Origin of the sequence: Ramlibacter sp., assembly GCF_035655895.1 — a bacterium.
Lineage (GTDB): Bacteria > Pseudomonadota > Gammaproteobacteria > Burkholderiales > Burkholderiaceae_C > Ramlibacter.
The window spans coordinates 155,813-169,345 of the sequence record NZ_DASRTN010000003.1 but is presented as its reverse complement, the minus strand read 5'-3'; the positions used below and the strand labels follow the sequence as shown (position 1 = coordinate 169,345).

Annotated in this window: 9 protein-coding genes; all 9 read left to right on the top strand. The window is 67.0% G+C overall.

Annotation, left to right across the window (positions count from 1 at the left end; translation table 11 throughout):
- The 9 genes from sucD to VFE82_RS01600 all read left to right on the top strand — a co-directional run bounded on the left by sucD (window position 1) and on the right by VFE82_RS01600 (window position 13,442).
- A complete protein-coding gene (gene sucD / locus VFE82_RS01640; protein ID WP_324998490.1) occupies window positions 1–894 on the top strand; it encodes a succinate--CoA ligase subunit alpha in 894 nt (297 codons plus the stop codon).
- Window positions 895–1,135: 241 nt separating this feature from the next.
- On the top strand, window positions 1,136–3,931 hold the full coding sequence (locus VFE82_RS01635; RefSeq protein ID WP_324998489.1) for a serine/threonine-protein kinase: 2,796 nt from the start codon (window positions 1,136–1,138) through the stop codon (window positions 3,929–3,931).
- A gap of 11 nt (window positions 3,932–3,942) precedes the next feature.
- On the top strand, window positions 3,943–4,728 hold the full coding sequence (locus VFE82_RS01630) for a Stp1/IreP family PP2C-type Ser/Thr phosphatase (protein WP_324998488.1): 786 nt from the start codon (window positions 3,943–3,945) through the stop codon (window positions 4,726–4,728).
- A 52-nt stretch (window positions 4,729–4,780) separates the two neighbouring features.
- Window positions 4,781–5,434 carry an FHA domain-containing protein gene (locus VFE82_RS01625; protein ID WP_324998487.1) on the top strand — a complete coding sequence of 218 codons (654 nt, stop codon included), beginning with the start codon at window positions 4,781–4,783 and terminating at the stop codon, window positions 5,432–5,434.
- Between the two features lie 49 nt (window positions 5,435–5,483).
- Window positions 5,484–7,733 carry an adenylate/guanylate cyclase domain-containing protein gene (locus VFE82_RS01620; protein WP_324998486.1) on the top strand — a complete coding sequence of 750 codons (2,250 nt, stop codon included), beginning with the start codon at window positions 5,484–5,486 and terminating at the stop codon, window positions 7,731–7,733.
- A gap of 77 nt (window positions 7,734–7,810) precedes the next feature.
- Window positions 7,811–8,605: a 3',5'-cyclic-nucleotide phosphodiesterase gene (locus VFE82_RS01615; protein WP_324998485.1), complete on the top strand. Its 795-nt coding sequence runs from the start codon at window positions 7,811–7,813 to the stop codon at window positions 8,603–8,605.
- A 37-nt stretch (window positions 8,606–8,642) separates the two neighbouring features.
- Window positions 8,643–11,048 carry a GspE/PulE family protein gene (locus VFE82_RS01610; RefSeq protein ID WP_324998484.1) on the top strand — a complete coding sequence of 802 codons (2,406 nt, stop codon included), beginning with the start codon at window positions 8,643–8,645 and terminating at the stop codon, window positions 11,046–11,048.
- Window positions 11,049–11,192: 144 nt separating this feature from the next.
- A complete protein-coding gene (locus VFE82_RS01605) occupies window positions 11,193–11,675 on the top strand; it encodes a pilin (RefSeq protein WP_324998483.1) in 483 nt (160 codons plus the stop codon).
- A gap of 81 nt (window positions 11,676–11,756) precedes the next feature.
- Complete coding sequence (locus VFE82_RS01600) at window positions 11,757–13,442, top strand: PglL family O-oligosaccharyltransferase (RefSeq protein ID WP_324998482.1); 1,686 nt, start codon at window positions 11,757–11,759, stop codon at window positions 13,440–13,442.
- The last annotated feature ends 91 nt before the right edge of the window (window positions 13,443–13,533 follow it).

Below are 13,533 nucleotides of genomic sequence, written 5' to 3'. Positions count from 1 at the left end.
ATGTCGATCTACATCAACAAGGACACCAAGGTCATCACCCAGGGCATCACGGGGAAGACCGGCCAGTTCCACACCGAGAAGTGCCAGGAGTACGCCAACGGCAAGAACTGCTTCGTCGCCGGCGTGAACCCGAAGAAGGCCGGCGAGAAGATCTTCGACATCCCGATCTACGCCTCGGTGCAGGAGGCCAAGCAGCAGACCGGCGCGACCGTCTCGGTGATCTACGTGCCGCCCGCAGGTGCCGCCGCTGCCATCTGGGAAGCGGTCGAAGCGGACCTCGACCTGGCCATCTGCATCACCGAGGGCATTCCGGTGCGCGACATGCTGGAAGTGCGCAACAAGATGAAGGCCAAGGAGGCCAAGGGCGGCAAGAAGACGCTGCTGCTCGGCCCCAACTGCCCCGGCCTGATCACGCCCGACGAGATCAAGATCGGCATCATGCCCGGCCACATCCACCGCAAGGGCCGCATCGGCGTGGTCTCGCGCTCGGGCACGTTGACCTATGAAGCCGTGGCGCAGCTCACCGAGATCGGCCTGGGCCAGTCCAGCGCGGTCGGCATCGGCGGCGACCCGATCAACGGGCTCAAGCACATCGACGTGATGAAGGCTTTCAACGACGACCCCGACACCGACGCCGTCATCATGATCGGCGAGATCGGCGGGCCGGACGAGGCGGAAGCCGCCCGCTGGTGCAAGGACAACATGAAGAAGCCGGTGGTCGGATTCATCGCCGGCGTCACCGCGCCTCCCGGTAAGCGCATGGGCCACGCCGGCGCGCTGATCTCCGGCGGCGCCGACACGGCCGACGCCAAGCTGGCGATCATGGAGGAGTGCGGGTTCAAGGTCACGCGCAATCCCTCCGAGATGGGCAAGCTGCTCAAGTCGCTGCTCTGACCTGCATCCGGGTGCCTACAGGGCGCTCGATGCCGACAGGCCGATGGCTCACGCCTCGGCCTGTTTTCTTTTGCGCGGACTCCTCCGCACCCAGCCTGCAGGGTTGCAACAGGACGTGACAAACTGCCTTGTCCGGCGCAGGGTGCTCTGTTAACGTCCCACCGGGAGTCCTGCCTCCACGCACGGAGCGGGCGTGGAGCTGTCCAAGAGGCAGTGGGTCGGCCATCGGGCGGGGGACGGAGTGAGCACATCTTCATCGGCTAGGCAGCGCCGTTTCTGGCGGGCGGACTGGTTCGTCGCGGCCGCCGTGGTCGCTGCCGTGTTCGTGCTCTGGAAGTCCACCGACCTGGTCGACGCGCTCGAGCGCCGCTTCTACGACGTGGCCAGCACCCGCAGCGACCGCCAGCCATCCGACCGCATCGCCATCATCGCGATCGACGACCAGAGCATCGGCAACATCGGACGCTGGCCATGGCCGCGCGATGTCCATGCGGACCTGATCGACAAGCTGGCGGCGGCGCAGGCCAAAACGGTCGTCTACACCACCTTCTTCTTCGAACCGCAGACCGATCGAGGGCTGCAGTTCATCCGCCGCATCAAGGAGGCGCTGGGAGCCGCGGCCGACGGTGATGCCGCGGCCAAGTTGATCACCGAGGCCGAGCAGACGCTGGACACCGATGGCAAGCTGGTCGCCAGCATGGCCAGGGCCGGCAACGTGCTGGTGCCCTCGGTCTTCGTGCTCGGCGAGCCGCTCGGCAGGCCGGACCGCCAGCTACCGGCGGCCGTCGGCAGGAGCACGGTCGACGCCGGGAGCGGGTTCGCGCTGCCCGCCATCCGGGGGCAGTACCCGCTCGAAGTGATCGGCAACGCTGCAGCGGGCGTCGGGCACCTGAACCAGACGAACGACGCCGACGGCGCGGTCCGGGCCGACCCGCTGCTGGTGGACTATTACGGGCGCGGCGTGCCGTCGATGGCGCTGCTGGCGGCCGCGCGCAGCCTGAACCTCGGCCCTGCCGACATCGGCGTGACGGCGGGACAAGGCGTGCAGCTGGGGCGGCTGAAGATCCGCACTGACGACGCCGCGCGCGTCCTCCCCCAGTTCTACCGGGCCCGGGACGGACGGCCGGCATTCGCGGTGGATTCGTTCTACGACGTCCTGAGCGGCAGGATCCCGGCCAGCAAGTACGCCGACAAGATCGTGCTGGTCGGCGCCACGGCGCAGGGCGCGGGAACCAGTTTCCCGGTGCCGGGTCATGCCGCCATCAGCCCGGCGGAGATGATGGCCCACGTCACCTCCAGCATCCTGTCCGAGCATTTCATCGTCGAACCTGCCTGGGGTGCCCTGGCTTCGCTGGTCGCGGTGTTGCTGGTGGCCACCTACCTGGTCGGCCTGCTGCCCCGGCTGTCGGCGGGGATGGGCGCCAGCGCCACCGGTGCCCTGCTGCTGCTCCTGCTGGCCACCGAATACCTGCTGCTGTCCACGGCCAGCACCTGGGTGCGCTTCGTGCTCCCGGCGGCGCTGCTGGCGATGGGGCATCTGGCGCTCACGACCAAGCGGTTCCTGCTCACCGAGGCCGGCAAGGCGCGTTCCGACGAGGAATCGGCCGAGACCAATCGCATGATGGGATTGGCGCTGCAGGGCCAGGGCCAGCTGGACATGGCCTTCGACCGGTTTCGCCGGGTGCCGCTGGGCGACGCCGTCATGGAGAACCTGTCGAACCTCGCCCTCGATTTCGAGCGCAAGCGCCAGTTCAACAAGGCCGAAGCCGTGTACGAGCACATGGCACGGCATGACCCCAAGTTCCGGGATCTGCCGGCGCGGCGCGCCCGCGCGAAGAGCCTGTCGGACACCGTCATCCTCGGCCCCGGCGCGCATCCCGGGGGCACCCTGCTGCTCGATGGTGGTGCCGTCGGGAAGCCGATGCTGGGGCGCTACCAGGTCGACAAGGAGCTGGGCAAGGGCGCGATGGGCGTGGTCTACCTCGGCCGCGACCCCAAGATCGGCCGCGTGGTGGCCATCAAGACGATGGCCCTGGGCCAGGAGTTCGAGGGCGACGAGCTGGAGGATGCCCGCCAGCGCTTCTTCCGCGAGGCCGAGACCGCCGGCCGGCTCCAGCACCAGAACATCGTGACCATCTTCGATGCCGGCGAGGAACACGACCTGGCCTACATCGCGATGGAGTTCCTCAAGGGCCAGGATCTGGCCGAGCATTGCCTCGACGGGCACCTGCTGCCGGTGCCACGGGTGCTGTCGATCGTGGCCCGCGTGGCCGAGGCGCTGGCCTATGCGCACCGGCAGAACGTGGTCCACCGCGACATCAAGCCGGCCAACATCATGTACGAGCCCGCCACGGACACCGTCAAGGTGACGGACTTCGGCATCGCCCGGATCACCGATTCCAGCAAGACCAAGACCGGACTGGTGCTGGGCACGCCCAGCTTCATGTCGCCTGAGCAGATCGCGGGCAAGAAGGTGGACGGCCGATCAGACCTGTATTCGCTGGGCGTGATGCTGTTCCAGATGCTCACCGGCGTGCTGCCCTTCCGCGGGGACTCGATGGCCGAGCTGATGTACAAGATCGCCAACGAGGAAGCTCCCGACGTCCGCGTCGTCCGCCAGGAGCTGCCGCCGGCGCTGGCGGCAGTCGTGGTCCGGGCAATGGCCAAGCAGCCCGAGCGTCGCTACCAGGATGGCGAGGCCTTCGCCGCTGAACTCCGGGCGCTGGCGGTCGATGCGGGAACGCCCAGGCCAGCCGGCGATCCAGGCGCCCAGGTGAGAACCGCAGCCTTCGCCTTGGACGCCGCCGATCAGGCCCGGTCGGTCGCCGCAAAGAGCATTGCCGCGGCCGCCGCATCGGCAGCCTTCGAACGGACGCATCCGGGTTCGGGGGGCGGCAGGTCCGGCCCCGGCTATGATGCGGCCCATCCGGACGGTCCCGGCCCCGCCGACCCGTTCGCCAAGACCGCGGTGTTCAGCCGGCCCGTGCCGGCCGACACGGCCTCCACCCCAGAAGCCGACAGCGATCCGCAGGCCTGAGCCGGCCAGTCATGAATTACGAGTTCTGCATCCGTACCGACCCGGGCCTCGCTCGCGAGAACAACGAAGACTCGGTGACCTTCGACGAGGCGACCCGGCTGGGCATCCTCGCCGACGGCATGGGGGGCTACAACGCCGGCGAGATCGCCAGCGGCATGGCCACCACCTTCATCAAGTCCGAGCTGGGCCGCTGGCTGTCACAGGCAGGCCGCCACGCCAACGCCCGCGAGGTGCGAAGGGCGATGGAGATCTGCGTCGACAACGCCAACCGTTCCATCTTCAACGCGGCCAATTCCAACCCCCACTACTCGGGGATGGGCACCACCCTGGTGGTGGGGGTCTTCCAGGACACGCGGCTCATGCTCGGTCACATCGGTGACTCGCGGTGCTACCGGCTGCGCGGCACCGAGCTGGCCCAGATCACCAAGGACCACTCGCTGCTGCAGGAGCAGATGGATGCCGGGCTGATCACGCCGGAGCAGGCGGCCGTCTCGACCAACAAGAACCTCGTGACGCGGGCGCTGGGTGTCGAGGACGCCGTGCTGCTGGACGTGAACGAGCACCGGGTCGAGCCCGGCGACCTCTATCTCATGTGCTCCGACGGACTGTCGGACATGATCGACGACCCCACCATCTGCCGCATCCTGCAGGCCGAGGGTTCGCTGGACGACAAGGCCGACCGGCTGGTGGACGCAGCCAATTCGAATGGAGGGCGTGACAACATCTCGGTGTTGCTTGCGCAGGCGGACGTCGCTTCGAAAAAAAAGGGCCTGATCTCCCGATTGCTGGGAAAATAGGCAACCATCTTCGGTAGCGAACTTTGACAGAAGAAATCATCAGGAGCGGGTCATGCCGAAAATGATCGTCTCGATCGACGGAGTCGTGATCAAGGAAGTCCAGCTGACGAAGGACCGCACGACGCTGGGCCGTCGTCCGTACAACGACATCGTGATCGACAACCTGGCCGTCAGTGGCGAGCACGCCGTGCTGCAGATGACGGGCAGCGAGGTCTACCTCGAAGATCTGAACAGCACCAACGGCACGTACATCAACGGCAAGGCGGTCAAGAAGCAGCTGTTGCAGAACAACGACACCGTCGAGATCGGCAAGTACAAGATCAAGTACATCAACGAAGCGCCCGGCGCCTCGTACGAGAAGACCATGATCATGAAGGCGGGCTCGGTGTCGCCGGCCGCACCGGCCCCTGCCCCCGCAGCCGCCGGTGGCCCGGCCGTGTCCGGCCTGAAAGGCGCGATCAAGGTCCTGTCCGGCGCGGCCGCCGGGCGTGAAGTGCCGCTGCTCAAGGTCGTGACCACCATCGGCAAGCCGGGCGTCGCCGTCGCTGCGATCACCCAGCGCCCGCACGGCTACGTCGTCGCGCATGTCGAAGGCGGCAGCAAGCCCACCCTGAACGGGGCGCCGATCGGCGCCGAGCCGGTCACGCTGAAGAACGGCGATCTGCTCGAGCTGGCTGGCACCCAGATGCAGTTCGTCCAGGGCTGACGCAGGCGGGCTGCCACCGCCAGCACAGCCTCCAGACCTCTGCGGCCGGATGGGCGCGCTTGCCAGACACTGGGTCCGGATCGCGGTCACCCTGGTTCCCCTGCTGATCGCGCTGGCGCACGCCAGTGGCGCGTTGCCGCTCGTGCTGCTGCAACGACTGGACGACATCCTCTATGACACGCGGTTGCGGGCCACGATGCCCGCGACGCCCGACCCGCGCATCGTCATTGTCGACATCGACGAGAAGAGCCTCTCGGAAGTCGGTCGCTGGCCCTGGAGCCGCAACCGCCTCGCCGACCTCACCGACGAACTGTTCGACCGCCAGCAGGTTGCCCTGCTCGGCTTCGACGTGGTGTTCGCTGAGCCGGACGAGAGTTCCGGCCTCAAGCGCTTGCGGCAGCTGGCGCAGACGGACCTGAAGGACCAGCCGGGCTTCGCCGACCGCGTCGCGCAGCTCGGTGCCACGCTCGACTACGACGCGGTGTTCGCGCGCGCGTTGCGCAAGCGCCCGGTGGTGCTGGGCTACTACTTCACCAGCGATCGCGAAGGCCGCGCCAGCGGCGTGCTGCCCCGACCCGTGATGGACCGCGACATGCTCGAAGGACGTCCGATCCGCTTCACCAGCTGGAATGGCTACGGCGCCAACATCGAGCCGCTGGCGGGCGCGGCGCCGCTGGCGGGCTTCTTCAATCCCATCGTCGACACCGACGGCGTCGTCCGTTCGGTCCCGCTGCTGGTCGACTACAAGGGCCAGTACCACGAGTCGCTCTCGCTGGCCATGTTCCGCATGCTCATGGGGCTGCCTTCGGTGGAGCCGGGCTTCCCGCGCGAGCGGTTCGTCTCCTCCGGCTACCAGGGTCTGGACAGCGTCGTGCTGCGCCTGGGCCAGAAGACGCTGTCGATTCCGGTGGACGACCGGGTGGCGGCACTGGTGCCTTTCCGTGGCCCAGGGGGCGCGGCGGCGGGCACGTTCCAGTACGTGTCGGCGGCCGACCTGCTGGCCGGGCGGCTTGCGGCGGGGAGCCTGCACGGCAAGATCGTGCTGGTCGGGACCACGGCACCGGGCTTGCAGGACCTGCGGGTCACGCCCGTGGGCCAGACCTATCCCGGTGTCGAGACGCACGCGAACATGCTCGCGGGCCTGCTGGACGGCCAGCTGCCCGTGCGTCCGGACTACGCGGTCGGCTACGACGTCGTGGTGCTAACGGTCGCCGGCCTATTGCTCGCCCTGCTGCTTCCGCTGCTGTCGGCGCCGAAGGCGGTGGCGGCCAGCATCGCGGTGCTCGCCGTCGTGGTTGGCCTGAACACCTGGCTGTACCTGGGTGCCGGTCTGGTGATGCCTCTCGCGGCGGCGCTGGCGATGATCCTGGCGGCGTTCGCGCTCAACATGAGCTACGGGTATTTCATCGAAAGCCGCACCAGGCGGGGCCTCGCCAACCTGTTCGGCACCTACGTCCCGCCCGAGCTCGTGGACGAGATGGTCAAGAACCCCGACGGCTACAGCATGCAAGCCGCCAACAAGGAACTGACGGTGATGTTCTGCGACATGCGAGGCTTCACCAAGATGTCCGAGTGCATGGAGCCGGTGCAGTTGCAGGCCTTGCTCAACGAGGTGTTCAACCGGCTGACCGACACCATCCGCGCGCATCGCGGCACCATCGACAAGTACATGGGCGACTGCGTCATGGCGTTCTGGGGTGCGCCGGTGGACACCCCCGACCACGCCACGCTGGCGGTGCGCGCCGCGGTCGACATGGCCGCGGCGGTGCATGCGATCAACGAGGAGCATCACGCCCGGGGTCTGCCCACCATCGGCGTTGGCATCGGGCTGAACACGGGCTGGATGTGCGTCGGCGACATGGGCTCCCAGGTCCGGCGCAGCTACACGGTGATCGGCGACGCGGTCAACCTCGGCTCGCGGCTGGAAGGACTGTCGAAGGCGTACGGGGTCGACATCGTGGTCAGCGAGTCGACCCGCCAGCAGGCTGCCGGGTTCGCCTGGCAGGAGCTGGACCGGGTCCGGGTCAAGGGCAAGGAGCAGGCCGTCGGCATCTTCTGCCCGGTGGGCCGCGCTGACGGCCTGGAGGCAGCGAAGGCGGACGAGCTGCGCACCTGGGTGGCCTTTCTTCAGGCCTACCGCGCCCAGGACTGGGACCGGTGCGACGTGCAGCTGTCGAATCTGCGCCGCATGCACCCGAAAAAATTCCTTTACGAGTTGTATCAGGAACGTGTAGCCTCGATGCGGCTGCTGCCCTTCGACCCGGCATGGGACGGCGCCACCAACTTCGAGACCAAATGAGCACGTCCCTGGGCGTTCGCACCTGCCATTCCCCGACGCCGCGCGCCCGCGGTGCAACCGCCGCCGGAGCCTGAGGCATGAAGGTTCGCGTGCTCGGGTGCTCCGGGGCGATCGCCAGGGACTGCCGCACCACCTCGTTTCTGATCGACGGCGACGTGCTGGTGGACGCGGGCACCGGCGTGGGTGACCTGACGCTTGCGGAGATGGGGGCGGTCGGCCACGTGCTGTTGACCCATTCGCACCTCGATCACGTGGCCGCCCTGCCGCTGATGGTCGACGCCATCGCCTCGCAGCTGACGCGGCCGGTGCAGGTGTATGCGCTGCCCGGCACGATCGCGGCCCTGAAGGCGCACGTATTCAACAACGTCATCTGGCCCGATTTCACCCGCATCCCGAGCGCGGCCAATCCTTTCATCGTGTTCCAGGAGATCGAGGTGGGCCAGAAGCTGGTCATCGGCGGCAAGCGCATCGAAGTGCTGCCCGCGGTGCACACGGTGCCCGCCGTCGGCTATGCGGTGTCGGCGGAGAACGGTGGCAACTGGGTGTTCACCGGCGACACCGAGCGCAACCCGGCGTTCTGGCGTCGCCTCAACGCGATCCCGGTGGCCGCGCTGGTCATCGAGACCGCGTTCAGCAACCGTGAGAAGGACCTGGCGCGCCGCAGCCTGCACCTGTCGCCGCAGGCCCTGGCCGACGAACTGGACTGCATCGACCGCGGCAAGCGCTTTCCGATCTACATCACGCACACGAAGCCGGCCGAGACCGACCTGATCATGGACGAGATCCAGCGCTTCGACATGACGCAACCGTTTGGCGCCGACGTGTCGCACGACATCCGCTGGCTGCGCGCCGGTCAGGAGTTCGAGCTGTGAAGCTGCTCCGGCGCCCCCCGCCCCCCAGGAGTTTTTCATGAGCGCCGTCCTCAAGTCCGGCCGCGACTCGCAGGCCTTCTTCGATTCGCAACTGCTGCCGCCCGACAAGCGCGGCGTCTCGTTCGAGGCGCTGTTCTACCGCCAGTTGCAGGTGGTGACCACCCGCATCCACGACACTGACCACGTGGACCAGATCATGCTGGAGGTCAGCGGCGACATCTGCAAGCTGCTCAACGCCGACCGCCTCACGCTGTACGCCGTGAACGAGGATCGCACGGCGATCGTCTCGAAGATCAAGACCGGCTTGAACACCGCGCGTGATCTGAAGCTGCCGATCGGCACGCAGAGCATCGCAGGCTACGTGGCCTACAGCCGGCAGATGGTGAACATCGCCGACGTCTACGACGAGGAGGCGCTCAAGCGCGTCCATCCGACGCTCAGCTTCCTGCAGGAGGTCGACAAGCGCTCGGGCTACCGCACCAAGCAGATGATGGTCCTGCCCATCCACGAGGGCGAGACCGTGCACGGCGTGCTGCAGGTGATCAACACCAAGAGCGACCAGCCGTTCGGGGAGCTCGAGGTCGAGGGCGCCACGCAGCTGTGCCGCACGCTGGCCACGGCCATCCGCCAGCGCATGCAGCGGGCCGAGGACAGCCAGCGCCTGCGCGCGACCAAGTACGACGGTCTGGTGGCCGACGGCGTGCTGACGGCTCAGGAGCTTCAGGAGTGCATCGTTCGCGCGCGCGAGCAGGCACTGCCGGTCGAACGGCTGCTGCTGGCCGACTACCAGATCCGACCCGCCCAGGTCGGACCGTCGCTGGCCAAGTTCTTCGGGGTGCCGTACGAGCCGTTCAACGCCGGCCGCATCCGGTCCGAGCAGCTGCAGGGACCGCTCAAGCGCGAGTTCGTCATCGAGCAGGGCTGGATCCCGCTGGAGGACTCGACCGAGGGACTGGTGATCATGTGCACCGATCCCGAGGCCGTGCGCAACTCGCGCATCGTGCCCCAGGTGTTCCCGCGCCTGTCGCGGTTCGCCTTCCGGGTCACGACGCAGGCCGAGTTCGAGCAGACGCTCGACCAGCTGTACGGCGCGGCCGAAGGCCAGTCGATCGACGAGCTGCTGGCGGACCTGAACGCGCCGATGGACGACGAGAGCGGCGAGGACGTCTCGCTCGAGTCCGCGGCCGCCGACAACGAGCTGGTGAAGTTCGTCAACAAGGTCATCGTCGACGCCTACCACCAGCGCGCCTCCGACATCCACATCGAGCCGCTGCCCGGCAAGGCCAAGACCGGTATCCGCTTCCGCGTCGACGGCAGCCTGGTGCCCTACATCGAGGTCCCGGCGCACTTCCGACAGGCCCTGGTCACGCGCCTGAAGATCATGTGCGATCTCGACATCTCCGAGCGTCGCAAGCCGCAGGACGGCAAGATCAAGTTCAAGAAGTACGGCCCGCTGGACATCGAGCTGCGGGTGGCCACCATCCCCTCGGCCGGCGGCGTCGAGGACATCGTGATGCGGATCCTGGCGGCCGGCGAGCCGATCCCGCTGGAGAAGCTGGGGTTGACCGAACACAACCGGGAGCACCTGGAAGAGACGGTGAGCAAGCCGTACGGCCTGTTCTACGTCTGCGGGCCCACCGGCTCGGGCAAGACCACCACCTTGCATTCGATCCTGAAGTTCCTCAACACGCCCGAGACCAAGATCTGGACGGCCGAGGACCCGGTCGAGATCACGCAGAAGGGCCTGCGCCAGGTGCAGGTGAACAAGAAGGCCGGCATCGATTTCGCGCTGGTGATGCGGGCGTTCCTGCGCGCCGACCCGGACATCATCATGGTGGGCGAATCGCGCGACAAGGAAACCGTGTCCATGGGCGTCGAGGCGTCGCTCACGGGGCACCTGGTGTTCTCGACGCTGCACACCAACTCCGCGCCCGAGTCGATCACGCGCCTGCTGGACATGGGCATGGACCCGTTCAACTTCGCCGACGCCCTGCTGGGGATCCTGGCGCAGCGCCTGGCCAAGCGCCTGTGCGACTGCAAGGAGCACTACGTTCCCACCCACGAGGAGCTGCGCGCCTTCATCGCCGAGTACTCGCTGGACCTGAAGGAAACCGAGGCGTGGAAGGCCGATCCGGGGGGCGAGGCGCAGAAACTGTACGAGAGCTGGGTCGACAGCCATGGGCGCGACGGCCAGCTGCACTTCTACCGGGCCGTCGGCTGCGACAAGTGCAACCGCACCGGCTACAAGGGCCGGGTCGGCCTGCACGAACTGCTGGTGGCCGACGACCAGCTCAAACGCCTGGTCCAGGAGCGCGCCCGCGTGGCCGAACTATTCGTCGCCGCGGTGGCCGGCGGCATGCGGACCCTAAAGATGGACGGCATGGAGAAGATCCTCATGGGACTGACCGACTTGAAGCAGGTTCGGTCGGTTTGCATCCGCTGACAAGACAAATTTGTCAGCTCATCCGGACGAAAGTGTCCGCGCCAGCGGGCTCATGCCGCGAAGAGCTGGCAGAAAGTCACGAAAACAGGCTGGCACAGGCTTTGCAAAACAGCTGAGCTTCCAGCCCAAACCTTAGGAGGAAATATGAAGCGTCAACTGCAAAAGGGTTTCACCCTGATCGAACTGATGATCGTCGTGGCGATCATCGGTATCCTGGCCGCCGTCGCTCTGCCGGCTTACCAGGACTACACCGTCCGTGCTCGTACCTCTGAAGTGATCCTGGCGGCGTCTGCCTGCCGCACCACGGTCACCGAGTCGCTGCAAAGTGCCCCGAACCAGGACGCGCAGTCGGCCATTTCCGGCTGCGCCATCTCCGCCACCAAGATGGTCCAGAGCGGCACGTCGGACACCAACGGCGTGATCACCGTCAAGGCCAGCGAAGGCGCCCTGAAGGGGGAGACCTCCTCCACGGCGAACTCGATCGAGCTGAAGCCCTACATCGGCACCCAGGCCGTGAATGGTGCGCAGGACGGTGGCAAGACCATCACGGAATGGCGCTGTGGCCCGGCTGGCACCAACCCCTTCCCCACCAAGTACCTGCCGGGTTCCTGCAAGAGCAGCAGCTAATCGCTGACAACCAAAAGGAAGAGGCCGCGCTGCGGCCTCTTTTTTCTTCCCGAACGCCTCTGCGCTGGCACTGGCTGCCCTATGAATTTGAATCGAGAGATCCAGGGCGCATCCCTTGGTCCGATCATTCTGGCCCTGGTCATGGCCCTCGGGTGGTTGCTCCCCAACCACTACAAGCCCTGGAACACCTTTCACACGAGCGCCTGGATCGCAGGAGCGCTGCTCGGCCTGGCATTCTGGCGCCTTGCGGTCGCCCGGGAACCAATCCGGATCTCTGGCGCTGCACTCGCTCTCCTGATCGCAGCTCTGATCCCGTCGGCTCAGCACGCGGTCGGTCTGCAGCCCTTGCGGGGCGAGGTGATCGTGAATTCGCTGTACCTCGCGGGGTTCGCGGGCGCGTTCATCATCGGCGAGCACTGGAGCCGCCAGCGCCCTGGGGACGCCGCTGGACTCGTGCTGATGGCCGCCTGCATCGCGGCCGTCGTTTCCGTCGGCCTCCAGATCTACCAGTGGCTTGGGCACGCGACCAACCCAGAGTGGCGTCAGTTCTGGATCTTCCCCTCCGGGACACGGCGTCCCTACGCCAACTTGGGGCAGCCAAACCAGTTGGGATCCCTGCTGCTGTGGGGTTTGCTGGGGACTGCCTGGGCTTGGCACAAGCGATGGATCCGGCCCGGCGTCGCGATCGGGTTGGCCGTGCTCATCCTTTTCGGGGTGGCGCTGTGTGAATCGCGGACCGCACTGCTGACACTGACGCTGCTGGTCGTCTTCCTGACGCTGCGCCGGCCCGCCTTCGTGCCCCGGAACGCCGCCCGGGTCGTGCAAGCGCTGTACGTATGGCATCTGGTATGCCTTTTCGGTCTGGAGCCCTTGAACACATTGATGGGCCAGCAACCGGAGCTTTCCATGTTCGCGCGGTCCGCGGGCGACCTTCGCTGGAGCATCTGGCGCATGGCGCTCGACGCCGCGTTGGAGCGGCCCTGGCTGGGCTATGGGTGGAACCACACCAACGAGGCTTATCTCCAAGTCTTCCCCCGGCACCCGCAACTGGCGGACGCCTACCTGGAGCAGAGCCACAACCTGGTGCTCGACCTGATGTTGTGGGTAGGCATCCCGCTCGCCGCCGTCTTGGTCTTGCTCGGCAGCTGGTACCTGTGGAAGCTCGCCCGCTCGGTGTCGACCATGGAACAGCTACTCACCGCCGGCGCACTGGCCGTCCTGTTGGTCCACGCGATGCTCGAGCTGCCTCTTCATCACGGCTACTTCCTGTGGCCCTTCGCGCTGCTCGCCGGCTCCGGCGCGGCCCGTCTCCAGTGGCCGTCCGCAGCCCGGCTGCCCCGGACGGTTGCCGTGGCCGCCACGGTGGCATTGGCAACTGCCTCGGCAGCGGTGGTGCACGACTACCTGCAAGTGGCCAGCGCGTTCACCGAACTGCGCTTCCAGCTCATGCGGATCGGTCGGAATCACGATGAGACACCACCACCGACGTTGCTGCTCAGGGAGTGGACGGATTTCATCGAAATGAGCCGCGTCCCGCCGAAGGCCGGCATGACGCAGGCGCAGATCGAGCATTGGAAGGATCTCCTGATCTACAACACCTCGCCGTTGGCGTTCCGCAAGGTCGTGGGGGCGTACGCGCTCAATGGCCATCCCGAGCAGGCGCGCTACTGGGCCGAGCGGTCCTGTGCCGTGCTGCCGCCAGTGCAGTGCAAAGCGGTCGCCAAGGAGTGGATGCCAGCCGAGCCGCAGGCTGCCCCGCAGCCGTGAGCGAGACGCGCTCCTCCCCGGTGCGAGTGGCCGGGTGGCTGGCCGTCGCATTGGCGGCGGCTCCTTGGCTGAATCCGATCGCTGGTGGCCC